This window comes from Paenibacillus sp. FSL R7-0204 (genome assembly GCF_038002225.1).
GTDB lineage: Bacteria > Bacillota > Bacilli > Paenibacillales > Paenibacillaceae > Paenibacillus_AQ.
On sequence record NZ_JBBOCA010000001.1, the window covers coordinates 7304707 to 7327637 of the forward strand.

The window sequence follows — 22931 nt, forward strand, 5'->3', positions numbered from 1 at the left end:
CTTATTCCCCTCTCTTCTGGTCGATCAGAACCGGACGATGTCCCCGGGTCCATAAGCTTAGGATTTCATCCAGCTCCAGGCTGCGGCTCTTGAGTACCTTTACGCCCAAATCGTGAATACGTTTCTCATACAGATAAATTTGCTGGGTTAAAAAGGAAGCCACTCCCGGCGTCTCGAGCTTCAGCTCCAGCGCCTGCGGCAGCTCGGCTGCCAGTTCCTGCAGCTCTTGCTCTCCCTCAATTTGAACCCATATTTCACTCCATGAACCAAACAGGCTGTCCTTCTCGGTCATTCCCAGCAGCTGCCCCTGGTGCATCAGCACGATATAATCGGCCAGCCGCCGCACCTCTTCAACAATATGAGTGGAGATGATAATCGTCGCTTCATGCTCCTCCATGTAATTCTGCAGCGTCTCAATCATAAGCTTCCAGGCAAAAGGGTCCAGGCCCGAGGACGGCTCATCCAGCAGCAGCAGCCGGGGCTTCGCCGCGAGGGCGGCGGCAAGCTCGAACTTGCGGCGTTCCCCCTTGGACATCTTGCCCAGTCTGGCGTTCGGCGGCACTTCAAACTTACGGATTAGCTCCTCGAAGTAGCCGTGATCCCAGGAAGGATACCAGTGGCGGCGGAACTCCGCAGCCTCAGCGGCTGTCCAAAAGTTCTCCTCAGGCTGGGGCATCTCCGGCACGTAAGCGATGGTCTGGCGGAGCTCCATCGGCAGCACTCCGCGGTAAGTCTCTTCATACCAGCGGATCTCCCCTTCATCCGGCAAAATCAGCTGCAGGAGCATATTCAGCAGCGTGCTTTTGCCCGCGCCGTTCTGGCCCACCAGCGCTGTAATATATCCTTGCGGCAGCCGGAGATTCATCGGCCCGATGGTCTTGTTGCGCCGCTTCTTGCATACATCCCGCAGTTCTATGGCTTGCTGTCCCATCAGCTTCCCCCTCTTTCTGCCTGCTTCCCGTATTTGTTCTTCACAATCTCTGTGAACAGCCTGATCAGTTCCTCTTCGCTACATTGGACGGATAGTCCCGCCTCCACGGCACTCTCCAGCGCTTTGCGGACGGTCTCCTGCTTATAGTCCTCCATGGCTCCGGTACCGATATGGGACACGAAGGTGCCCGTCCCTTGCCGGGTACGCAGCAGCCCTTCGTTCTCCAGATCCTGATAGACACGGCGGACCGTAATGACACTGCACTTCAGGTCACCCGCGAATTCGCGGATGGAAGGAAGCAGTGTCCCTTCTGTAATCGCGCCTGAGATAATCAGCGATCTGAGCTGCGTCTCGATCTGATGGTACAGCGGCTCTGCGCTGTTCTCATTAATTTGTATAGGTATCCACATCATTTACACCTGCCTTCCAGGCCCGGCCCCCGGATGAACGCCTTGCCCCGTCTCATACGAGATCACGGCTCTTCAGCCGGTGAATCGTCCATCTGGAGAATAACTGAACCGATAACACGCCAAGTACCAGCGTTCCCCACATCAGGGGAGATAATAGGCCCCACTCCTTGGATACAGCGACCGTGGCGAGCAGTATATTACCTCCAGCCAGATAGACCAGACCGGACACGCCCAGCGCCAGCAGCATAACGGCTGAGATGATCCAGAAGTACATGACGCCGCTGACCGAGAACTCGATGATAATATACATGCCAGCGACAATCAGGCTGTAACCGATCCAGGTAAAGGCAAAAGCCAGATACGAAGCAGGCGGCAATTCAGCGCGTATTCCGGGGCCGATCGCATAGAGCAGGCTGAAGAACAGCGTGCTGTTCATGGTCACAGCTAACAGGGTGTCCAGCTTTCTTTTACAGAGAATAGCAGCTACCGGTACCGGCAAAGCCCGCATATACGCCAGCATCCGGGTATAGGAATCCTCTGAGATATACTTCATTGTCCGCCGGGAAAAGGTAATCGTGAGCATGAGCATCATCGTAACCATCAGCACATCGCTTAGCAATTGCTTATCATGTCCCGTGATCGTATCGTCGATGACCATTCCTGACAGTGCAGCAAAATATCCCATAAACAGGAGCGAGAACAGCAGCGCCCACAGCAGCTTCCAGCGGTCACCGTGGAATTCGCTGCGTACGATGACCCACGCTTGCTTTAATGTTGTCATAACTTCTAACCTCGCTTTATTCGTCTTGAACGGCAGGAGCTGGCAGATCAGCTAACTTCAGTGTGTATCTGTGTGTGCTTACTGTATATATCTATATACACAGTATATGACCTGTGCTTTTCACTGTCAATAGAAAACCTCTGCTATTTTTATGATTTAGATTTCCACGCACGAAAAAAACCCCGCACATAGGCGGAGTCTGGACTTTATTATTGGAGCTTACGCGGGATTTGCGGCACAAGTGCCGGATTTCGATGCAAAAAACCGCATGAAGCTAAGTCTGTATGTATACTTTGATGTTTTTTGTCGTACAATATCACTTATGCGACTTTTTTGGAGCAAAACAAGAGACACTATGCATACTTGCGCATAATCAAGCAGCAATGCGTTTATTATAGGTCATTTCCTAACTTCTGTATAGAAACTTTGCCGGATCAGCCCCTCTGCTTCCACAACAATGGTCAATTCGTGTCGCCGCAATTTTTGTCGAATTCAATCTATTGAATGAACGTACGCAGGCTGTCCTCCACAAAATCCGGGGCGGCCTTTTGAATCTGCTGAACGGTGTGGAGGTACCGCTGGGTGGTATTGATGTGGGAATGCCCCAACGATTCCTGAACCTGCTGAAGCGACGCTCCCTGGAGCAAGGCCAGTGTGGCATTCGTATGCCGCAGCCAGTGCGGCGTCAGCTTTTTCTCAATCGTGCTGGCGGCTCCGGCGTTCTTAATAATCCGTTCCACCTGCCGTGAAGATAACGGAAACATCCTCTGCTCCGGGGTGACCTCTTCCTTCCTTGGCAGGGTATCAGACAACTTGGAATACAGCTGCCAGAGGGTCGGCGGAACCTTGATTTCTCTGGGCTTGCCCCCCTTGCCGTTCTCCACGGTCAGCCAGACCGAGGTCTCCAGCAGATCATTATGGAAGTCTCCCCACTTCATTGCTGTCAACTCCGATACCCGCAGACCCAGTACCACTAGCGTCAGCCCGATCAGATAGTTGCGCAGTCCTTGTTTCTCCAGTACATTCAGTAATTCTCCCACCTCCCGTTTGGTCAGGAAGTTTTTGCGGCTGGTCACGTTTATTTTGGGGATGCGCACCGAGGAGGTCGGATTCACTGCAAAAAAACCGATATGCTGGTCACTCCCCCATTTATAAAAAGACTTCAACGGCGCAAGGAATGCGGCTATGCTTGCCGGTGCCAGCTGCCTCTGATAGCTGTAGCCCCCCTGCGTCAGGAAAATCTTATACGCCTCAATCTCCCTCCAGCTCACTGCCCGCAAAGAGGTGCCTGCAATAAATCTGCGGAAATCGGCAATCGCCCGCTTATAATTTCGACCTGTATTAACATTCGTACAGCAGGTAGCCATAAACATCTGAACAATCTGATCATCGCTTAGGTAGCCCTCTTCGGGGTACACCAAGCTGAGCGCCGTACGGCTAAATTCGGTCTGGCTCATTCTTTTTTCATCACTCCTCAGGAATAGACATGTCGCATAAGTGATATTGTACGACATTTTTGTGGTATTTTGTCCCATTATCACACAAGGATGGCTAAAGACCGGAACATGCAAGATCAGCAGCAAGTAACGCGAAGAACTCAGGAGGGAGACGGAGACAGAATAGCGGCTGCGGGCCAGCTAAGTAATATGAGAAGCCGGAGGGTAACTATGGAGACCGTTTTGCAGAAACAATATGTTGAATTCGGGGTAGATCACGAGCATTATGCGATCCCGATCTCAGATGTTCATGAAATTATAAGAATGCAGGAAATAACGGAAATCCCCAGCAGCCGTCACTACGTTAAGGGCATTATCAACCTCAGGGGTAAAATTGTGCCGGTGCTCAGCCTTAGAGTGCTGCTTCAGATGGAAGAAGTGGAGCCGACCAAACACACACGCATTCTGGTGGTCCATCACCAGGAGGAATCCCTGGGCGTTATTGTCGACAACGTGAATAAAGTGACGACCTTCAGCGATATTCAGCCTGCACAGGGCAGCCTCTCTGGAGTCAGCGGCTCCTTCTTCAACGGAGTAGGCTTCTCTTCTTCCGAGCTGGTCGGCATTCTGCGGCTGGATGAGATCCTGCTGCGAGACTAAACAAAGGCTAAACGGAGAGAAGGCGAACCATGGTTGATTTATCGGAATACCGAGGGATATTTCTGGAGGAACTGGAGGACCAGCTGCAGCTGATCGAGGATGAGGTGCTCAGGCTGGAGCAGACCGGGGAGACAGAAGACGGAATCCAGCAGTTCTTCCGGGCGGCCCATACCCTTAAGGGCTCCTCGGCCTCTATGGGCTACAACGGGCTGAAGGAAGTCACGCATCATCTGGAGCATCTGCTTCATCAGATGCGGGGAGGGGAACGGACGGTCACGCCGGAGCTGATCCGCCTGTTCTTCGGAGCGCTGGATGGAATGCGCGCGCTGCAGAGCGAGATCGCTGCTACGGATCAGGAGACCACAGATGTGTCCGGTCTGGTGCAGCGGCTGAGTACATTCGCAGCGGAGGAGCTGCAGAAGCCGGAGGATAAGGTCCCTGCTGTGCAGACAAGTCAGGCAGAGCTTCCCCTCCAGCTGTTCTGGGTGCATGTGTGGCTCTCTTCCGGCTGTGAGATGAAGCTGCCCCGTCTTCACCTGATCGATGCCAAGCTGCGGAGTGTCGCTGCGGTCCTGCGCATGAAGCCGGAGCTGGAAGAGATAGAGGACCACGACAGCCGGATCGACGAGGCCTCCTGGTTGCTGTCGCCTAAGATCGATATCGAGGAGCTCCGTCAGGAGGTCTTATCCATTATGGATGTTGATCGTATATACATAGAAGAAGTGCTTAACGATTCCCCGCGTCCCGGTGAATTCGTGAGACCGCCCCATCCGGAGACGGGGAGCCGGGAGCTCCCGGAAGTACCAGAATCCCCGCCGTCTGCCGCTGACAAAACCAAGCCGCAAACGATCCGCGTCCAGGTGGAGCGTCTGGAGAAGCTGATGAACCTGGCGGGTGAGCTGGTCATCGATCAGACCCGGTTCCATCTGCTGAACCGCAGATTCCACCAGCAATACGGAACCAATGATCTGACAGAGGAGCTGGGCCAGCTTGCCGACCATCTGGCTATGATTACGGGGGAACTGCAGGAGAGCATGATTAAGGTGCGGATGCTGCCGATAGAGCAGCTGTTCAACCGTCTGCCCCGCATGGTCCGGGACTTGTCCGGCTCCCTGAACAAGCAGGTTGAGCTGGTTCTTGAAGGCAAGGAGACAGAGCTGGACCGGACGCTCATTGAAGAGCTTGGCGACCCGCTGATCCATCTGCTGCGCAATGCCGTTGATCACGGCATAGAGACCCCTGAAATCCGCCGCAGCGCCGGCAAAAGCGAGACCGGAACCGTCCGCGTCGCGGCCTCCCATGAGGATAATCAGGTCATCCTGGTCATCGAGGACGACGGGGCCGGGATTGATTCCAGCCTGATTGCAGAGTCTGCCCTGCGGAAGGGCATCATTACGGCTGAAGAGGCCGGCGGGATGACTGAGGATGAAGCGCTGCGGCTTATTTTCCGGCCCGGCTTCTCCACCGCCCCGCACATCAGCGATATTTCCGGCCGCGGGGTCGGAATGGATATCGTCCGCAATGATATTGAACGGATTAACGGCATGATCGATATCGAGACCACGCGGGGGCAAGGCACCCGCTTCCGGATTCGTCTGCCCCTGACGCTCGCTATCATCCGGGGTCTGCTCGTTCATGCCGGGGGAGCCACCTTCGTGATTCCCATGAGCAGTGTGGCCGAGATTGTCCGCGTCACTCCAGAGGAGATCAGCTCTGTCCGGGGCCAGCCTGTCATTACCGCACGGGGGCAGCTCGTGCCGGTGGTCTGGCTGCAGGATATCCTGCGGCTCCCCGCAGGTGCGGGTGGCAGATCAGCATCCATTCCGCTGATTATCGTGGGACGGGGAGAGAAACGGCTGGCACTTGCCGTGGATACACTTATCGGCAATCAGGATATCGTAATCAAATCGCTCGGCGCCTACATGGGCAAGACTGAGAACATATCAGGAGCTACCATCCTGGGAAATGGCAATATCGCTCTGATCATAGATACAGCCAGCTTATTTTTCAATACGGGAGTCTTCGCTTAACAAAATCATCTTTACTGGGGGAAACAGGTATGAAATGGTTCTATAATCTAAAAACAAGCGTGAAATTAATCTCGTCCTTCCTGACCGTCGCTCTCATTCTTTCCTTCGTGGGCCTCTACGGTCTCAGCAACCTCGGCTCGATTAATAACAGTCTGGACGATATGTATGTGAACAATCTGGTTCCCGTCTCCTCCCTGCAAAGCTCACAGAACAGCTTCTCGGTCATGCGTGTTATCGTCAGGGATCTGTACATTAAAAAGACCCCTGAGGAACGCCAGCAGCGGGTGGACGATTATAAAAAAGAGAAGCAGAACGTACTCGATAACATCGCGGCCTTCCGCAAAACCAAGCTGAGCGCGGAATCGGTTCAAGCCATTGCCCCTTTTGAAGCGGCATGGAATGATTATCTGTTAACGTACGATTCTCTTGTCAGCCTCTCCCTGACTGGACAGGACGAGAAGCTGCTGGAGATGCTGCGCGGCAGCACGCTTAACAACCAAGGCGATACCTTGAAGAATATTCTGAACGAGCTGATTCTCACCAACACCAAGGAAGCGGATCAGGCCAGACAGAGCGGAGCCGCACTCTATAGCTCTTCACGTAATATTACCCTCAGTATCATTATCGGTGCAGTCATTCTGTGCATCCTGCTAGGGTATATCATCTCCCGGATTATTTCTAATCCGCTGGCGAAGGTTGTCAAGGTTCTCTCGAAGGTGGCTGACGGCGACCTGCGCAGCCAATCCGATATCGACACCAGAGATGAAATCGGCATCCTGGCTGCCAAGGTGAATGAGATGGTCAGCAACCTCCGCCGGACGGTGGGGTCCATTCTGCTGCATTCCCAGAGCCTGTCTGCTGCGGCCGAGGAGATCTCCGCCAGTACGCAAGAGGTGGCAAGCGGCAGCACGACCACAGCGGATGATGCCGGGACCATCAGCGAGTTATTCAAAGAGCTGTCCAGCGCGATCCACTCTGTAGCCCAGAATACCGAGCAGGCCTCGGTAATCTCCGATGAGACCGTTACGATTGCCGAGAACGGGAACAGCATCATTCAGGAGTCGATGGAGAGTATGCAGGCTGTCAGCGGACAGATGGCTAAGCTTGAGGAGGACTCGCAGAAGGTCGGCGAGATTATCGATGTTATTGAGGATATTGCAGATCAGACCAACCTGCTTGCTCTGAATGCCGCCATTGAAGCCGCAAGAGCGGGGGAACAGGGCCGCGGCTTCGCGGTGGTGGCTGACGAGGTGCGCAAGCTGGCCGAGCGCAGCGGCGAGGCCACTAAGCAGATCACCAGCATCATCAAGGGGATGCAGGTGAATACACGCTACAGCGTGAGCGCTGTGCAGGAGAGTGCGGAGCTGTCGCAGAAGACCGGCGTTTCTTTTCATCAGATCGTGACGATGGTCAACAGCGCCGGCCAGAAAATCTCCGAAATCGCCGCCGCCAGCGAAGAACAAGCCGCCCAGTCCACCAACGTCCTCGCTGCCGTGGAGAGCATCTCCGCCACCACCCAGCAGTCCGCCGCCAGCAGCGAAGAGACCGCCTCCTCCGCCCAGTCCCTGGCCAGCCTGGCCGAGGAGCTGCAGAGCACGGTGTCTTCGTTCCAGTTGTAGCTCTTGGTTCATTCAGGTGCCTGCAAGCTCCTTTTCGGAGCTTGCAGGTATTTTGGTTTCTTGCGGGATCAGCCGGGAAAAGTGTACAGTTCTGAATGCAGCCGGTGTGGCGTTAATTGGATTTTGTCCATCTATTTTGACGGCATCGCCCCATTTGCAGACAGCAGTTGGACAAACAACACTTAATTTCTACGATTCCGTCTGAACCAAGGAATTTTGAGAAATTAGATGGACTTAATCCAATTGCTTACCTGCAACCGTCTGTATCGCTAAAATTAAGTGTGCTTTTTCCAACTATGATTGTGGCCCCTCTTCGCCGAACCCATCGATTAACGAAATCCCCTTGGTAATACGCACTGTACTATCTTGCAAGAACCTACGGGTCCAATCGTCAGCCTGGGTTAAATCCCAACTCCGGTGCATGCCGACGACTACGATAATCTCACGCAGTTTAAGAAACAAATCCAGTTGACTCTTCCAGCCATCGGGGAGCTGCCGGCCATCCTCCGCGTAGCCCAGCTCGAAATGCCGGATAAAAAGCTCGTATTGCGCCTTACGTTCAGACCTTGAATCCTCCCCAAATACATATAGTAAATAATAGAGCTGGATAGCAATATCCTCAGCATACCAGCTGTACTGACACTCATCGAAATCAAAAAGCGTTATCCGCCCTGACTCATCCACCGAAAAATTACCTACGTTGATATCCCCGTGAATCAATCCAAAATTATCTGAGGTAACAGGCAGACTGGCCAACTCTGCTTTTAATCCATCAAGGGCATGGATAATGGAACCAAGCTCTGCCGGTAAATAATCTTTCGCCCGCATAAGGTATTCATTAGTCTCCCAGGTATGTCTTTTGGATACCGGTTTGTACCGCTTAGTCAGTTCATGAAGACGGCCTGTAATACGGCCACATTGTTCGTATAGCATCGGATTCCCCAGGCATTCCGGATATCCGACTTTTGTGCCGGGTGCATAATTGAACGCTGCTGCGTAAAAATCCATCGTGTTCCCATGAATACGCTCAAAATCCTTTCCACTCACCGATAGAACCGGAGTTGAAACTGACACCCCCTTCTCCGAGAGATAACGAATCCATTCGATTTCGGCTGCAAGTCCTTCAGATGTACGAAGAGTTCCAGGAGTAAAACGAAGAATATATTGGGACTCACCCAGGATGTAAGAATATATAAAGTTTTGAAAACCTCCAATGAAGGTCAGATCCTTGAAGCTAATCCCAAAGCGCCTAGCACCTTCAGCAGCATATTCGTCCAGGAACATTCGTTTGATGTGTGGGTCCATATTTTCTCCTTAGTATGTATAATTGGCTCGCCGCCAGCTCAATGTGTTCGGTTTTCCGCTTACATTCGGCCCACTCCAAGCCCCTAACCCAAAAAAGCCCGCCCCTCCCCCGCAGCAGCGGCAGATGGACAGGCTTTTTTCCTTTTCACCTCAGGCTTCCCCTCGGCTTAAGCGCCCAAAATGATTTGCCAGACCGGCTTCGTGTGGCCGCCCGGATATAAGATATACAGCAATACATAGACAGCGACTCCGGTGATGGCGGTGATGAACCAGATGACGGAGGTCACTCTGCCCCACTTGCGGTGCTTGGCATACTTGGCCTTGAAGCCGAGCGTCAGCGTAGTGATGCCGAATACAGCAGCGACGGTAGCCAGCACGATGTGGAAGATCAGGAAGACATGGTAGATCGTCGTCAGCTCATCCGGGCCGCCCCAGGAGGTATTGCCTACGAACACCGTTCTTGACGAGTACACCAGGAAGAACAGAATCGCTGCCACCGCAGCCGCAATCATCGTCTTCTTGTGCGCTTCGCGTTTGCCTTGAATGATCTGTCTCCAGCCGATTGCCACCAGCACCGCGCTTATGACGATGAACGATGTACTGATCGTAGGAAACAATGTGAAAATATCCATGAATATCCCCCTCGGTACTTACCAGCTCATTATAGTTCAGACCTCCTCCGCCAGGGCAGAGGGTGACGCGGACACATCTGTGTCCTCTTGTCCGTTCTCTTTTTTATACCAATGATAGAACACATAAGCAAGCATCGAGGCGAAAATAAATTCCTGAATGAACTTCATCACGATGCCGCCGACCTGCTGATCTACCTTGGGGGACAGAGATCCGAAGAAGCCGGGACCGCCAAAAGCCTGCAATAATGCAGCCGGACTCTGCGGTACACAGTAGCCCATCGCCTTCGCCCAGGTGCCCGGGTCGCTATACGTAGCATAGAGGGGGGAGCCCGCAAAAATAATCAGCCCGCAGGCCGGTGTCAGCAGCACCATGTTCAGGAAGATGAAACCCACCTGCCCCAGACCGCTAAGCGCCCGGTATTCCGGCAAGGGGTTGATCAGATTCCACCACATCAGCGCCGAGGTCAGGAACAGGACGCCATAATACAGACGGTGAACGGTGAAATGCAGCATGACATAATCATGGATGGCGGGGATGTGGTAGAGCGAGAACAGGCCATTGAAGAGCAGGGCCGCCACTACCGGCTTAGCGAGAAAAGCCAGTCCCTTCAGCGGATTCACCCGCAGCAGAGCGCGCCAGCACCAGTCGGGGATACCAAGCATAATCAGCGGGACCGCCACCAGATAGGATAAGGCCATACTCACCATATGGAAGGAAAATAAGATATGTCCCAGCAGACTGACAGGTCCTCCCTGCGCAAGATAGAGGGCCAGCATTCCGCATAAGAACAGCCCCCTCCGCCAGAAGGGGACTGCAGTGCTGCCCTCAAAACGGGAGGCCAGCGGACCGATCAGCACAAAATATCCGGCAGTCAGGAGGAGCATCAGGGCCAGAAACAACGGACTCCATAGTTCCGTAAAGCTGAAATATTGCAATCCCGGTATCATCCTCAAGACCTCCCCGGAGATAGAATCAATCCCACCATACCCAATAGAGCGCCATTACAATACAGGTACCTGCGATAAAAAAGCCGCCCAGCATGAAGATAATCGGGAGCATATGCCCTTTGTCCTTCAGATGCATCCAGAAGCCCATCTGCAGGAACACCTGCAGCACAGCCATTACCAGCAGCAGGATGATCGCAAAGGTAGCATTCACCCCTCCGGCCGCCACCGCAGCAAAAGCGATCAGCGTCAGCACCACAGAGAATACAAACACCACAATATGCCGCTGCGGTCCTTCCGGACGGTGCCGGTGCTTCACCGCAGAATCTGAAGAAGGCTGCTTTGTCGTCATGGCTTCACCCCACCTTTCCGAGCAGGTATACGACTGTGAAGATAAAGACCCACACCACATCAATGAAATGCCAATACATCGCTGAGACATAGATCTTCGGTGCAGTAACAACCGTCAAGCCTTTATGCATCAATTGTCCGATCAGCACGGTGATCCACAGAATCCCGAAGGCGACATGGGCACCGTGAAACCCGACCAGCGTATAAAAGGCCGAGCTGAACGCACTCGTCGTCATCCCGAATTCCTCATGCCGGATATATACACTGAACTCGTAGATCTCCAGGATCAGGAATGCAAGACCAAGCAGGACGGTTACCAGCAGCCAGTTCCGGAGCTGGGCCACATTCCCCCGGTGCATGGCCTGAATGGCGAACACACTGGTCAGACTGCTGACCAGGAGGAGCAGGGTCGCTGCCGCAACCAACGGCAGATGGAACAGCTCCGCCGCCGAAGGTCCCTCATTCGTCTGATTGCGCAGCGCCAGGAAGGTAGCGAACAGGGTGCCGAAGAGCACCGCTTCCCCCCCGAGGAACAGCCAGAAGGCCAGTACTTTATTGCGTCCTTCCAGAGAAGCTTTCTCCGGTTCATGCGGGAGTGTACCTTCCGCTGCTTCAGCATGTGCCGTTGTCATCTCTGATCACCTTCCTTCCAGCTCTTCGGGTTCAATATGCCAGCCGTGATCGTCGAACAGCGACCGCATCAGCATTGATCCGAAGGTAATAAGAAGCCCCAGCGCCGTAACAATATAGTTATTGAACAGGAAGCTCATGATACTGCTGCTGAATTCATCGCGGCTGAACATGAAGCCAAGGCCTGCAATGAAGATACCGACGGACATCAGGAACGGCAGAATCGTAGCAGAAGGCATATGAATCGGGCCAACCGGCTCCGCCGGGGTCATCCCCTTATGCCCGGCCATTTTCTCTTTCCAGAAAGCATCCAGGCCCCGCACCAGCGGTGTCTGCTTGAAGTTATATTCCGGCGGCGGCGAAGGGATCGTCCATTCCAGGGTCCGCCCGTCTTCCCACGGATCTTCCGGTGCATCCGCCGGCCGTCTGGAGGTCAGGAACACATTCACCAGGAAGATAATCATGCCCACTCCCATCAGGAACGCCCCCACCGTACTGACCAGGTTGAGCGTATCGAACTGTTGGTTCGGCAAATAGGTAAATACGCGCCGCTGCATCCCCATCAGTCCCAGGAAATGCTGGACGAAGAACGTTAAGTGGAACCCGATAATGAAAGTCCAGAAGGTCCACTTGCCCAAGGATTCGCTGAGCATCCGCCCGAACATCTTCGGCCACCAGTAGTGCAGCCCGGCGAACAGCCCGAGCACCAGACCGCCAACAATGACATAGTGGAAATGCGCCACCACGAAGTACGTATCATGGAACTGGAAGTCCGCCGGCGCGGAGGCCAGCATCACCCCGGTTACCCCGCCCATCGTGAAGGTGGGAATGAACCCGGCCGCAAACAGATTCGGAGTCGTGAACCGTACCTGTCCGCCCCACATGGTGAACAGCCAGTTGAAGATCTTGATCCCGGTCGGAACGGCAATCAGCATGGTAGAGACGGAGAACAAAGCATTTGCTACCGGACCGAGGCCGGTGGTGAACATATGATGCGCCCAGACCATGAAGCCCAGGAAGGCGATCAGAATCGTCGCGAAGACCATAGAGCTGTACCCGAACAGCCGCTTGCGCGAGAAGGTCGGAATGACCTCGGAGATGATCCCGAAGGCCGGTAGAATCAGAATGTATACTTCGGGATGGCCGAAGATCCAGAAGATATGCTGCCACAGCACGGGATTGCCCCCTCCGGCAACATTGAAGAAATTGGCGTCCAGAATCCGGTCGAAGGTAAGCAGGACAAGTCCTACGGTAACCGCAGGGAAGGCAAATAGAATAATGGCTGAGGTAATAAAGGTAGCCCAGGCGAACATCGGCATCCGCATGAAGGACATCCCCGGCGCGCGCATCGTGATGATGGTAGCCAGGAAGTTAATCCCGCCAATCAGGGTGCCGAGACCGGCAATCTGCAGTCCTATCGTATAAAAGTCCACGCCATGGGAGGCGCTGTAGCCCTTACCCGATAGCGGGGTATAGGCCGTCCAGCCCGCATCGGGCGCGCCGCCCATCACCCAACTGAGGTTAAGCAGGAGACCGCCGAACAGGAAGGTCCAGAAGCCCAGCGAGTTGAGAAAAGGAAAGGCGACATCGCGCGCGCCGATCTGCAGCGGAATCACCGCATTCATCAGCGCGAAAATAACCGGCATGACTCCTAGAAAGATCATGGTCGTGCCGTGCATGGTAATCAGTTCGTTGAAGGTCTGGGCATCCAGGAAGGTGTTCATCGGCTTGATCAGCTGAATACGGATCAGGATTGCCTCCAGGCCACCGATGCCGAAGAATAGGCCGCCGGCCCATAGATACAGGATGGCTATTTTCTTGTGGTCGACGGTGGTAATCCAGTCCATCAGCCCGGTATGCCGCTTGGCGCTGTGGCCGGGCTTCAAAGGCTGGGAGGGCTGCAAGGATTGCGCTGCGTGAGCCAAGGTACGTACCCCCTTATCAAATATGCTGCTTCCGCTTCAGTCATTGGCCCCTAGTCCAGCGTATAACCGGCCAGAAATTCGGCAATGCCGTCGATCTCTTCATCACTTAAGCCCTTATCCTTCGGATTCGGCATCTTGTTGCCGGGCTTCACGCTCTGCGGATCATGCAGCCAAGTCTTCAGATTCTCCAGAACCGGCGCTCCGTCTTCGCGGGTGTCATCATTAAGCAGAATCCCGGCAACGGATTCACGGGAACCAATTCCGGTCAGGCTGGGAGCGACCGGTGATGCAGGCATGCTGCCGATCGCATGGCAAGTCAAGCACTGGGACTTGAACTTCTCAGCCAGTACCGGGTCTTCCGGCATCACCGACTCCGGTGCCTTCATCGAAGCCACCCACTTGTCAAAGGCCTCACCGCTGACCGACTTGACCTTAAACTCCATGAATCCGTGGGAGGGTCCGCACAGCTCTGCGCATTTCCCCCGGTAAACGCCTTCATTCGGTGCACTGAAGCTGAAGCGGTTCACCGTGCCGTCGGGATTGGTGTCCATTTTCCCGGCCAGCGACGGTACCCAGAAGGAATGCAGCACATCCTTGGTGCTCAGCTCGAAGGCAATGTGCTTACCTGTAGGAATAATCAGATCCTGTGCGGTCGTTATTCCGTAATCCGTATATTCGAACTCCCACCAATACTGGTGGCCGGTCACCTTGACCTTGATGGCGTCCTTGTCATCCGAATGATCATTGCCGGCAGCAAAGACCACCTTCACCGTAGGAATCGCCAGCACAATGACGAGAATAAGCGGGATGACTGTCCACAGCACCTCCAGCTTGAAGCTGCCCTCCACCTGCTTCGGAATCTCATCCTGATCCTTCTTCCGGCGGAAGCGAATCCATACATAAGCCGCTATGGAGAAGACGATCAGCAGCACCACAATCATGATCGTGATCGACAGCTTCATCAGTCCGTAAGAGCTTTCCGCTACGGGTCCCTGCGGTCTGAGTACCGACAAGTCCTCCCGCCCGCATCCGGCCAGAAGGAGTCCAAGTGCTGCGGTCATGGGAAGAAGCCGCTTACCAGCCTGCCACGTTTTCATCATTGATCTACCCCGCTTTTCCCGAATTCGTAGATTAGAGTATTTTCCTGTCAATTATAACAATCACTATTAATATAAGTTCGGTCTCCGGTTTTGTCAATCGTTCACAACAAATTCACAAAATCATTTTGAAGTCGCCGAAAGCTTGTCAATACTGATTTTATAAGCGCTTTCAATTTTTCCGGAAAACTGTTAAACTACTTTTGAAGCGTATTCATATGTATTTGTGTCTAAACATTCATTTGACATACGCAGATAATCTGAAATGGGCATACAAAAAAAACCGATTCCAGAAGCAGAAGGCTGCCCGGGCACGGTTTATGAGAATCCTCATGGATGTTATCGCTTGAATGTAGCTTACATATATAGTTGTAGGTATCACACAGCACGAAACAGAATCTGCCGCTTCTTCAGGAGACGGAAGAATTCATTCTAACCAGCTCATGCTCCACAACCATGGTCAGCTCTTCCTCATAGCCTCCCGTGATCCGATACTTCCGGACGTACTCTTTCACAAATTTCTTGGGATCTTTGGGCCGGAAAATACGTGTCATTTCCCGTAGACTTTCCTTGACTTCGTTATGACCTTTACTTGCCATGATCAGTTCCCTCCCAAAACATTGAAAATGAATGCTCCGTTGTAGAGAATGCATGATGAAAAGTTCGCCGTAACCTTGAAATGCAAGTTAAGAACCATTACACATACGCGGCTTGCATTACCCGTCCAGACTGCCATTCCAGTAACTTGGAATTCCGCCTTGCCGGTGAAGCAGGTTCGTCGTGATTTGGGCTGAGAGTAAGGATGTCCCACTGCAAAGACACCTTGACACTTTAATTACCCGAAGAGCCACTTGCTGAATCACTCCTTTCGGGCCTTATCGTTATATTGTATCATATTCCAGATGAACTTCCACCTTTCCATGTAAAAATGCAAATGGATTTTTTTTATAGTATATGCTTGCCCTCCCGTTTCGGAACCTGACAATAGTATGCCCCCTATCCCCATAAATTATAGGACAGCAGCCCCGCACAGCTCATACTTTGCCTGGACACCTCATAGGCTTGTAGGGAAGGAGAGTGAAACCTTTGTCGCCTTTCAGATCTTCCACCGGACTGCCCGATAACATTTCTGCCGCCTTGTGTTATTTTTTCCCGTTCATCGGGGCAATTATTTTCCTCGCGCTGGAGAAGCGCAGCCGCTTCGTCCTGTTCCACTCGCTCCAATCCCTGATTGCCTTCGGAGCTCTTATGATCGCCCATGTACTCAGCGGCTTCATTCCGCTTCTCGGCGATCTGGTGGGCGCCCTGATCTCCCTCTGCAGCTTCGCGGTCTGGCTCCTGATGATCTACCATGCCCTCGGCAGCAGATGGTTCAAGCTCCCTTGGGTGGGGGAAATCGCCGAAAGCCAGCTGCGGCAGCTGTAGCTGCAGCGTAGCAGAAAATAGTTTCCCTTTTGCCTGCCCGCTCCTTACAATGGGATAAGACATGCAGGAATCTGCAGGCTGGGGGAAGCATCCATGTATTTATTCATCATAAATTCCCGCTCCGGCGGCGGAGCGGGGCGGCGGACCTGGCACACCGTACAGGCCTTGCTTGCGGCGCGGGCTGTTCCGTATGAAGCGCTGTTCACCCAGAGCGCTGACAGCGCAGAGAGCCTGGTGCTTCACGCACTGGCCCGCCGCGAGGACTGGCGCGCTGCCATCATTGTCGGCGGCGACGGCACGATCCACAGTGTGCTGGGCGCACTGCGGCGCAGGGGGGTCCCGCTGGGAGTCATCCCGGCGGGTTCGGGCAATGACACCGCGCGCGGGTTCAGCATCCCGCTCGCGCCCGAGGCAGCGCTGGATCACGCGTTGCAGGACCGCTGCATCGAAGCCGATCTGCTTAACGCGGCAGGTGGTCTCACCCTGACCGCGGTGGCCAGCGGCTTCGACGCGCAGGTTGCCGTCAATGTGAACGGCAGCCGCTACAAGCGGCTGTGTAACGCCATTGGCGCCGGGCGCCTAGCCTATATCATCGGCGTGCTGCATACGCTGATGACCTTCAAGCCCTGCCGCGTCAGCGTGACCTGCGACGGCAAGGAGCAGGCCTTCGATCAGGCGTGGCTGGTCTCGGTCTGCAACCTGCCCAGCTACGGCGGCGGGCTGCTGATCTGCCCGCAGGCGGAATCAGGCGACGGCCTGCTTGACGTCTGCGTTGTGCACGGGGTCAGCCGCGGGCAATTGCTGCGGCTGTTCCCGACGGTGGTGAAGGGCAGGCATACGAAGCTGCCCTATGTCACCATGCTGCGCGGACACAGCGTAGCCGTCCACTTCGCGCAGCCGCGCCACGCCATCGGCGACGGCGAAGCGCTCGGCACGGCGCCGCTGGCCGTGGCTTGCGAGCCGGGCGCGCTGCGCGTGCTCTCGCCGCTGGCGGCAGCCTCGGCGGTGGCTGTAGACGCCGCGGGGTCCTGCCGGGCGGGCGGCTAGGCCGGGCGCGGCTGGGCTGGGTGCGGCTGGGCTGGGTGCGGCTGGGCTGGGCACATATGTAGCTCTGCGTAACGGACGGAGGCGCTCTTATTCTGGATGAAAGTCATATATTAGGCAAGTAACGGACCACACGGACCTTATTCTCTGAAATACTGCTTTTAAGTATCGTTTGAGCTACCTTAAGGTCTCCTCAGTCCGTTAAGACACCAAAAGTGGTATTTTCCAGGGGATAAGGTCTCTCAGGTCCGTTAGGAGCAGATTGGTCTGGCTAATGAAGAAGTTGGAATGATATTTCTCCCGACACAAAGAGCAGGCCCCGGGTATTCCCCTGGGCCTGCTCTTTGTTACATATTTCACGTTTCCGCCGGGTCCGTTTCCTGCTTCGTGCAGGAATAGACCTTCTTCACAAAGATATCCTTCGCTAGCAGCAGTAATTCTGCTGGCGGACAAAAACCGCTTGAACCCCGCTGCTCCGGTTATATCCCGGTTGGCTTCTGGGGCAGCAGGTTGCCGACAATCGACTTCAGCTCACCCTCCGGCTTGCTGCTTTTCTTCCCGTTGTCAAAGCTGGTAATGCGGATCTCGGAATAACTTTCTCCTGGAGCCACGGGCTTGAAAATCCATTTTTCCCGGTTATCCAGCCGGACGTTGAACTTCATGTCCTTGAACATCTCCACCAGCTCCCGTTCTCCCGGGGTCTTGCCCTCTTCCAGGAACAGCAGTCCGCGCAGCGGCTTGACGCCATCTGCATGCTGCACTTCAAAATGTACAATACACTCCATGCTTGTCACCTCCCTTGCTTAGTGAACTTGGGCACTTACTAGTCCTGCCCTATTCCTCCGGCTCTTTCCCGGATTCCTCCTGATCATGCAATACATATTTGCTGTAGATCCGGCTGTAGCGCTCCCCGTAGCGCCGCTGCAGTTCGGGACCCATATCTTCCTCCAGCTCGAACAATACCAATTCCTGTGTAAAAGATTTGAGCAGCAGCTCCACCAGCACCGGATGCTCGGTAATCACGGCTTGGGCGCTCCCGTCATCATAACGCATGCCTAGCATGCACCAGCTCCGGTCCACCACGAAGGAGAACTTCCGGCCTCCGCTGCGTTCCGGCTTCCCCGGCAGGGGCGGCCATACCGGATAAGGTGCCGGTACAGCATCACCGCCGTCAAAGGCCCACAACAGCTTCACTCCGCGCTTCTCCGCCTGCTCAAGCTCACTGCGCAGCAGCGAGGCTTCCTCCCGCCACACATCGACTACAATCTCCTGAGCGGCAAGATTCAGCTGGCGGACCAGCTCTCCAATTACATTCCGGTCACCCTCCACGTTGTAGAAGGAGGGGCTGACCGGACCCCCGCGCGGCATTTCACTCTCCATATAGGCAAGTGAGGCCTGCACCCGGCCGGATATCATCGTGGCCAGCTCTTCCGGGTCCAGTACACTGTAGCGTGCCGGCTCCCCTTCTCCGCAGCGCACGTAGCCTTGCTGGGTCAGGCGCTGAAGCGCCGCGTATACGTTCGATCTTGATACTCCTAGCTGCTTTGCCACTTCGTAGCCCGAAGCCTGGCCCTTGGTGGCCAGCTCAACCATAATTTTGGATTCCATCTCTGTGAAACCCAAATTGCGCAGATGCAGCAGCAACTGTTCCATCTATGTTGTCCCCCTAAGCTGTCAGTACTACACTGTCTATATTTGTTCCGAGCCGCAGCGCGGGCACCACATGGAGCCCTTTGGCAAGTCGGCGCGGCAGATCTGGCAATTCACAATCTCCCGTGTATCCGTGTCTCCGGCTACCCGCTCTTCGGCTGGTTCACTTGCTTTCCAGTCTCTGATCCGGCGGTCCAGCTCCAGTTGCCGCTCCCGTTCCCGTTCCAGCTCATCTGCCTCCCGGCGGCTCCGGTCAGAACCTGAAGTCATCCGGTCCGCTTCCTCCAGCTCTGCCTCTTCTTCCAGTTCAGGCAGCACCTCCGCGTACTGCACACGTGCTTCGGGTCTTCTCGCCAGCTCCCGTTCCGCTTCGGTCAGCTCTTCCTCGCCGTAGTACTGGTCTTCCTCATCTTCATGCTCCAGCACCGTATGTACGGTAACCGCAGGCGGCGCTGCGGCAGCGGCGGCCGCCGAAGACGGCTCTTTACGAAGTGAAATCTCCTTATCTTCCGGCTTGCGTGGTTCCAGCTTACGTCCGCAATGCGGACAGAAATTGGCATCCAGCCCTACGATCTGACCGCAGGCGCACAAGCGTTCATTTCTCAGTTCGGCAATTCTTGAGCGTACGTCCTCGATCTGCTCCTGCAGCTTGTTACAGCCCCGGGCAAGCTCGATCATCTGGCCTTCAGCCACCGACATATCCCTTGAACGATATCCGTCGTAGAACAGCTTCCCCATTTTCAGAAATTCAACCTGCATCTCATGCTCAATATCCGAAATCTGCCCATTCAGCTTGCTCACTTCCACCGAGCTTTGCGCTTTTTCACTCACCCGGCTGGCACCGTCTTTAATGCGTTGCAGTAAATTCATTGTAGTTCCTCCTTCTCCAGAGTGAGAATAGGCTGATTCGCAGCCGCGTATATCCTTCCATTCCGATTGCCGCTCCATGCAGCAGTGGAAACGTGATTCTATCATACCAAAAGTCCACAGCAGATTCATTATTTGTCGTCATGTGGTAAATACCAAGTAAAGGCGGCTAACGTTCTTATTGGAATGAGTATGCTGCGGAAGAAGCAATCATACATATTGCCTTCTGCTGTCCTTCGTTCCTGCGTACCCGTACATTATTGAATGATGGAGGGATGAATTGTGCCTAACGATAACCTTAACCGATATTTCGTCTCTGTGAATCACGGTCTGATTCAGGAAGAGAGGGGCGAATCCAGTGACTTCGAGGTTCTGCTGTCCAGTGACGGGCTGACCGCGCTTCAGGATCTCCTGGCCGATCTGGCCAGCGGGGATGAATACGCCTTCCGGCGTGCTCTGGTTCCCTACAAGTCAGCCGATCATGATGATGGTGCAGAGCAGTTCGATGACGCCACCATCCGCCTGTTCCAGTATCTGCACGACCACGGCACTGACGAGACCCGCCTTCAGATCGAAGGATTGAACGTCCTGCAGAAGCTGGAGAATACGGGCTATCAGGATGAAGGTTACGGCACAGGCTCTCCCACCAACAAATAAGAATGAACGGAGCTGCGCCATAAGAACGGCTTAATGCCTATACTGTGCTAATACGCGCCGGAGGGAAGAATGTTTCTCTTCGGCCAGGGTTACGGTTTTATTTTGCTTCCGGGGCTGTACATCGGTTAAAATAGAATCAGTAACGTTGCTAGCGCTGTATATGAGTGCCGTAGTCATCCATTCATGGTCTACAGTCACAAATAACGAAAACCGGGAGAGTTTCAGTGGAAGAATATGATAGTACACAAGTAACATTGAACAAGTTGCAGGTCCATGTGAAGGATATGCAGAAGTGGCAGATTAACGAGGATTTTGCCAAGCAGGTTGAAAATTTCAAGGCTTTGCCGGCGCTGTACCGCCATGCTCTGAATGAGCTTGAGAATAAAATCGATATCATCCGGACCGAGTGGCAGGTGCGTGACGGCTTCAGCCCGATCGAGCATGTGAAGTGCCGGATCAAAGAACCGAAGAGCATTGTGCAAAAGATGCAGCGCAAGGGCTATGAGCTTAACCTGGATAATATGGAACAGCACATCCATGATATTGCGGGGATGCGGATTGTCTGCGCCTTCGTGAAGGATATCTACCGGCTGGTGGATCACCTGTGCGCCCGCGAGGATATCCGTGTGCTTGAAATTAAGGATTACATCGCCCATCCGAAGCCGAACGGCTACCAGAGTCTGCACCTTATCGTGGCTATCCCACTGGTGCTGCTGGATGGCACACGCTGGGTGAAGGCAGAAATGCAGCTGCGTACGCTAGCCATGGATTTCTGGGCCAGCATGGAGCATATTCTCTACTATAAATTTGACAAACAGCTGCCCTCCCATGTGGCCGATGAGCTGAAGGAAGCCGCCCGTGCCGCCGATGAGCTCGACCAGAAGATGCTCCGCCTGCGCCGGGAGATCCTGGAGCTGTCAGAAGGCGGCGGCAACGAACAGACATAATCCTAGGATAAAATGGCCGCAGCCAGGCCGTTATCCGGCTGCAAGAGGGGCACCTTTGTGCTCCTCTTTTGTTTGGCTGGCTTGATGTGGGAGGGCCGCCCTACCATCCAGTTTGGCTCAATCAGGGGCACTTCTGCCCCTCATTCCCGCCCGAAGATTATTGGCTACCTCAGCACGCCGACTTCCAGCCGAATCAAAGGGATTTTTCCCTTTCATTTCTCCATTCCGCCGACTTCTGGCCGAATCAGAGGGATTTTTCCCTTTCATTTCTCCATTCCGCCGACTTCTGGCTGAATCAGAGGGATTTTTCCCTTTCATTTCCCCATTACGCCGACTTCCGGCTGATTCAGAGGGATTCTTCCCTTTCATTTCCCCATTACGCCGACTTCCGGCTGATTCAGAGGGATTCTTCCACTTTATTCTCGTGCAGCCATCCCCAATCCTCTCCGGCGCACTGCTCACAAAACTAATATTACTTGTGAGATCAGTTCTTACATTCGTTCGTGTCCCGGCATCCGATTCAATTCCACCAGTTGGTCTAGTTTACACTCTATATTACTTAAAGAGCAGCTTTAGTCGCCGCACAAAGATTGTAGCCTATAGCTCCTTCAATCCCACCGCACTTATTATCCGTGTAACCCGGAGCTTACTCAAGCCCCGCCTCACGAACCCATGCACCTACAGCTTACTTAGGTCCACCTCACGCCCCGTGCAGCTACAGCTTATTCAAGCCCGCCGCACGCTTCGCGGCGGCTTCCGAGACCCGGCGCATCAGTAGCGCAAGCCCTTCACGGGCCTTGGGTGTCTGCGGCAGGAGTGCGCTCCAATTCTCCTCCGGCTCCATTACCTCAGGCATAGCCGGAAACGGACGGGAGGAGATCTCATGAAACAGCGGCCCCGGCTGGTGCAGAGAGCCTTCAGCCGCTGCCTCGGCCAGCCATTCTCCAGAGGATACAGCCGGCCCCTTGCGCTCCAGCCTTGCCAGCTCGGACACGAGCGACACAGACGCAGGCGCATCTTCTTCCGCACTCCGCTCGTTCTCCTGCTCCGCCCACAGAGCGAACACACCGGAGAGCAGCTCTTCCTTGGACAGTCCGCGCAGGGCGAACGCAAGCAGCGGCTCCTGGGTGAGCTCCTGGTGGACCCGCCCCACCAGTTCCTCAGCAGGCAGCAGACCTGTGCCCTGTTCATCTGCAGCCAGCCTCAGCTCGTCATCCGCAGGCAGCAGCTCCAGCGCAGCAAGCCCGCCATTCAGGCTGCCCTGCAGCAGATCATACAATTCACCCGGATGCGCAGCGAGCTGATGCAGCACTTCATTCTTCCGGTCGGGTGTCCACTGCGGAATGCGCAGAGTGACATCTTCCCGTTGCCCCTCAGGTAATGGCACCTGCTGGCCTCGCCTCACCGGCTCCGCACGCCGGCCCCGCTCCCCTTGCTTCTTCTCCATCTCTGCTCCGGCTTTGCTGCTGCGTCTGTCTGCTCCTTCTGCAGCAGATCCCACACTCCCGGTGGCCTTGATGACCCCGGGCAGCACCTCCAGCCGCAGCTCCAGCAGCTCATTCATAGATGTTTCCTCCTTCTGCCCTACA

The 22931-nt window shown here is 54.5% G+C and carries 23 protein-coding genes; 7 read left to right on the forward strand and 16 right to left on the reverse strand.

The window, feature by feature from the left end; all coding sequences use genetic code 11:
• Position 1: 1 nt before the first annotated feature.
• From MKX42_RS31660 to MKX42_RS31675, 4 genes are all read right to left on the reverse strand, one after another.
• Positions 2 to 931, reverse strand: a complete 930-nt coding sequence (locus MKX42_RS31660) for an ABC transporter ATP-binding protein (protein ID WP_340757380.1) — start codon at positions 929 to 931, stop codon at positions 2 to 4.
• Complete coding sequence (locus MKX42_RS31665; protein WP_340757910.1) at positions 931 to 1341, reverse strand: GntR family transcriptional regulator; 411 nt, start codon at positions 1339 to 1341, stop codon at positions 931 to 933. The genes MKX42_RS31660 and MKX42_RS31665 overlap by 1 nt, the downstream gene beginning before the upstream one ends.
• Before the next feature lie 52 nt (positions 1342 to 1393).
• Positions 1394 to 2122 (reverse strand): hypothetical protein, encoded by a 729-nt coding sequence (locus MKX42_RS31670; RefSeq protein ID WP_340757381.1) that lies wholly within the window; start codon positions 2120 to 2122, stop codon positions 1394 to 1396.
• Between the two features lie 497 nt (positions 2123 to 2619).
• A complete protein-coding gene (locus MKX42_RS31675; protein WP_340757382.1) occupies positions 2620 to 3579 on the reverse strand; it encodes a tyrosine-type recombinase/integrase in 960 nt (319 codons plus the stop codon).
• A 210-nt stretch (positions 3580 to 3789) separates the two neighbouring features.
• Here MKX42_RS31675 and MKX42_RS31680 point away from each other — a divergent pair, with 210 nt between their 5' ends.
• The 3 genes from MKX42_RS31680 to MKX42_RS31690 are packed head-to-tail and all read left to right on the forward strand — an operon-like array spanning position 3790 to position 7867.
• The gene (locus MKX42_RS31680; RefSeq protein WP_339253265.1) at positions 3790 to 4218 is read left to right on the forward strand and encodes a chemotaxis protein CheW; all 429 of its coding nucleotides are present in this window, start codon (positions 3790 to 3792) and stop codon (positions 4216 to 4218) included.
• Between the two features lie 29 nt (positions 4219 to 4247).
• A complete protein-coding gene (locus MKX42_RS31685) occupies positions 4248 to 6248 on the forward strand; it encodes a chemotaxis protein CheA (RefSeq protein WP_340757383.1) in 2001 nt (666 codons plus the stop codon).
• 29 nt (positions 6249 to 6277) lie between these two features.
• On the forward strand, positions 6278 to 7867 hold the full coding sequence (locus MKX42_RS31690) for a methyl-accepting chemotaxis protein (RefSeq protein ID WP_340757384.1): 1590 nt from the start codon (positions 6278 to 6280) through the stop codon (positions 7865 to 7867).
• Between the two features lie 294 nt (positions 7868 to 8161).
• Here MKX42_RS31690 and MKX42_RS31695 read toward each other — a convergent pair whose 3' ends face one another.
• The 8 genes from MKX42_RS31695 to MKX42_RS31730 all read right to left on the reverse strand — a co-directional run bounded on the left by MKX42_RS31695 (position 8162) and on the right by MKX42_RS31730 (position 15351).
• Positions 8162 to 9172 carry a phosphotransferase enzyme family protein gene (locus MKX42_RS31695; protein WP_340757385.1) on the reverse strand — a complete coding sequence of 337 codons (1011 nt, stop codon included), beginning with the start codon at positions 9170 to 9172 and terminating at the stop codon, positions 8162 to 8164.
• Positions 9173 to 9339: 167 nt separating this feature from the next.
• On the reverse strand, positions 9340 to 9804 hold the full coding sequence (locus MKX42_RS31700; RefSeq protein ID WP_340757386.1) for a DUF420 domain-containing protein: 465 nt from the start codon (positions 9802 to 9804) through the stop codon (positions 9340 to 9342).
• A gap of 36 nt (positions 9805 to 9840) precedes the next feature.
• Positions 9841 to 10749, reverse strand: coding sequence for a cytochrome c oxidase assembly factor CtaG (gene ctaG / locus MKX42_RS31705; RefSeq protein ID WP_340757912.1), 909 nt, complete (start codon positions 10747 to 10749; stop codon positions 9841 to 9843).
• 28 nt (positions 10750 to 10777) lie between these two features.
• Positions 10778 to 11101 (reverse strand): cytochrome C oxidase subunit IV family protein, encoded by a 324-nt coding sequence (locus tag MKX42_RS31710; RefSeq protein ID WP_036722158.1) that lies wholly within the window; start codon positions 11099 to 11101, stop codon positions 10778 to 10780.
• Positions 11102 to 11105: 4 nt separating this feature from the next.
• On the reverse strand, positions 11106 to 11732 hold the full coding sequence (locus MKX42_RS31715; RefSeq protein WP_340757387.1) for a cytochrome c oxidase subunit 3: 627 nt from the start codon (positions 11730 to 11732) through the stop codon (positions 11106 to 11108).
• Positions 11733 to 11738: 6 nt separating this feature from the next.
• A complete protein-coding gene (gene ctaD, locus MKX42_RS31720; RefSeq protein ID WP_340757914.1) occupies positions 11739 to 13577 on the reverse strand; it encodes a cytochrome c oxidase subunit I in 1839 nt (612 codons plus the stop codon).
• Positions 13578 to 13705: 128 nt separating this feature from the next.
• Positions 13706 to 14755: a cytochrome c oxidase subunit II gene (gene coxB, locus MKX42_RS31725; RefSeq protein ID WP_340757388.1), complete on the reverse strand. Its 1050-nt coding sequence runs from the start codon at positions 14753 to 14755 to the stop codon at positions 13706 to 13708.
• A 407-nt stretch (positions 14756 to 15162) separates the two neighbouring features.
• Positions 15163 to 15351 (reverse strand): hypothetical protein, encoded by a 189-nt coding sequence (locus MKX42_RS31730; RefSeq protein ID WP_019913840.1) that lies wholly within the window; start codon positions 15349 to 15351, stop codon positions 15163 to 15165.
• 487 nt (positions 15352 to 15838) lie between these two features.
• Between MKX42_RS31730 and MKX42_RS31735 the strand changes: the two genes are divergently transcribed.
• Together MKX42_RS31735 and MKX42_RS31740 are read left to right on the forward strand one after the other, a co-directional pair.
• Positions 15839 to 16177: a DUF4870 domain-containing protein gene (locus tag MKX42_RS31735; RefSeq protein WP_340757389.1), complete on the forward strand. Its 339-nt coding sequence runs from the start codon at positions 15839 to 15841 to the stop codon at positions 16175 to 16177.
• 93 nt (positions 16178 to 16270) lie between these two features.
• The gene (locus tag MKX42_RS31740) at positions 16271 to 17224 is read left to right on the forward strand and encodes a diacylglycerol/lipid kinase family protein (RefSeq protein ID WP_340757390.1); all 954 of its coding nucleotides are present in this window, start codon (positions 16271 to 16273) and stop codon (positions 17222 to 17224) included.
• Positions 17225 to 17700: 476 nt separating this feature from the next.
• Here the strand turns inward: MKX42_RS31740 and MKX42_RS31745 are convergent, their stop codons facing one another.
• The 3 genes from MKX42_RS31745 to MKX42_RS31755 are packed head-to-tail and all read right to left on the reverse strand — an operon-like array spanning position 17701 to position 19741.
• Entirely contained in the window at positions 17701 to 18006 is a 306-nt protein-coding gene (locus tag MKX42_RS31745) for a hypothetical protein (protein WP_340757391.1), read from the reverse strand.
• A 49-nt stretch (positions 18007 to 18055) separates the two neighbouring features.
• Entirely contained in the window at positions 18056 to 18874 is an 819-nt protein-coding gene (locus MKX42_RS31750) for a TrmB family transcriptional regulator (RefSeq protein ID WP_340757392.1), read from the reverse strand.
• A 36-nt stretch (positions 18875 to 18910) separates the two neighbouring features.
• Entirely contained in the window at positions 18911 to 19741 is an 831-nt protein-coding gene (locus MKX42_RS31755; RefSeq protein ID WP_340757393.1) for a zinc ribbon domain-containing protein, read from the reverse strand.
• Positions 19742 to 20020: 279 nt separating this feature from the next.
• Here MKX42_RS31755 and MKX42_RS31760 point away from each other — a divergent pair, with 279 nt between their 5' ends.
• Positions 20021 to 20395 carry a hypothetical protein gene (locus MKX42_RS31760; RefSeq protein WP_340757394.1) on the forward strand — a complete coding sequence of 125 codons (375 nt, stop codon included), beginning with the start codon at positions 20021 to 20023 and terminating at the stop codon, positions 20393 to 20395.
• 284 nt (positions 20396 to 20679) lie between these two features.
• Complete coding sequence (locus tag MKX42_RS31765; protein WP_340757915.1) at positions 20680 to 21342, forward strand: GTP pyrophosphokinase; 663 nt, start codon at positions 20680 to 20682, stop codon at positions 21340 to 21342.
• Positions 21343 to 22057: 715 nt separating this feature from the next.
• Here the strand turns inward: MKX42_RS31765 and MKX42_RS31770 are convergent.
• A complete protein-coding gene (locus MKX42_RS31770) occupies positions 22058 to 22906 on the reverse strand; it encodes a hypothetical protein (protein ID WP_340757395.1) in 849 nt (282 codons plus the stop codon).
• Positions 22907 to 22931 lie beyond the last annotated feature (25 nt).

Excerpts from the sequence above, each read along its gene's own strand:
- MKX42_RS31670 (WP_340757381.1), bottom strand. The coding sequence starts at position 2,122 with ATGACAACATTAAAGCAAGCGTGGGTCATCGTACGCAGCGAATTCCAC.
- MKX42_RS31660 (WP_340757380.1), bottom strand. The coding sequence starts at position 931 with ATGGGACAGCAAGCCATAGAACTGCGGGATGTATGCAAGAAGCGGCGC.
- MKX42_RS31710 (WP_036722158.1), bottom strand. The coding sequence starts at position 11,101 with ATGACGACAAAGCAGCCTTCTTCAGATTCTGCGGTGAAGCACCGGCAC.
- MKX42_RS31755 (WP_340757393.1), bottom strand. The coding sequence starts at position 19,741 with ATGAATTTACTGCAACGCATTAAAGACGGTGCCAGCCGGGTGAGTGAA.
- MKX42_RS31695 (WP_340757385.1), bottom strand. The coding sequence starts at position 9,172 with ATGGACCCACACATCAAACGAATGTTCCTGGACGAATATGCTGCTGAA.
- MKX42_RS31700 (WP_340757386.1), bottom strand. The coding sequence starts at position 9,804 with ATGGATATTTTCACATTGTTTCCTACGATCAGTACATCGTTCATCGTC.
- MKX42_RS31690 (WP_340757384.1), top strand. The coding sequence starts at position 6,278 with ATGAAATGGTTCTATAATCTAAAAACAAGCGTGAAATTAATCTCGTCC.
- MKX42_RS31770 (WP_340757395.1), bottom strand. The coding sequence starts at position 22,906 with ATGAATGAGCTGCTGGAGCTGCGGCTGGAGGTGCTGCCCGGGGTCATC.
- MKX42_RS31740 (WP_340757390.1), top strand. The coding sequence starts at position 16,271 with ATGTATTTATTCATCATAAATTCCCGCTCCGGCGGCGGAGCGGGGCGG.
- MKX42_RS31715 (WP_340757387.1), bottom strand. The coding sequence starts at position 11,732 with ATGACAACGGCACATGCTGAAGCAGCGGAAGGTACACTCCCGCATGAA.
- MKX42_RS31665 (WP_340757910.1), bottom strand. The coding sequence starts at position 1,341 with ATGTGGATACCTATACAAATTAATGAGAACAGCGCAGAGCCGCTGTAC.
- MKX42_RS31730 (WP_019913840.1), bottom strand. The coding sequence starts at position 15,351 with ATGGCAAGTAAAGGTCATAACGAAGTCAAGGAAAGTCTACGGGAAATG.
- MKX42_RS31745 (WP_340757391.1), bottom strand. The coding sequence starts at position 18,006 with ATGGAGTGTATTGTACATTTTGAAGTGCAGCATGCAGATGGCGTCAAG.
- MKX42_RS31685 (WP_340757383.1), top strand. The coding sequence starts at position 4,248 with ATGGTTGATTTATCGGAATACCGAGGGATATTTCTGGAGGAACTGGAG.
- MKX42_RS31680 (WP_339253265.1), top strand. The coding sequence starts at position 3,790 with ATGGAGACCGTTTTGCAGAAACAATATGTTGAATTCGGGGTAGATCAC.
- MKX42_RS31750 (WP_340757392.1), bottom strand. The coding sequence starts at position 18,874 with ATGGAACAGTTGCTGCTGCATCTGCGCAATTTGGGTTTCACAGAGATG.
- ctaD (WP_340757914.1), bottom strand. The coding sequence starts at position 13,577 with ATGGACTGGATTACCACCGTCGACCACAAGAAAATAGCCATCCTGTAT.
- coxB (WP_340757388.1), bottom strand. The coding sequence starts at position 14,755 with ATGATGAAAACGTGGCAGGCTGGTAAGCGGCTTCTTCCCATGACCGCA.
- MKX42_RS31675 (WP_340757382.1), bottom strand. The coding sequence starts at position 3,579 with ATGAGCCAGACCGAATTTAGCCGTACGGCGCTCAGCTTGGTGTACCCC.
- MKX42_RS31765 (WP_340757915.1), top strand. The coding sequence starts at position 20,680 with ATGCAGAAGTGGCAGATTAACGAGGATTTTGCCAAGCAGGTTGAAAAT.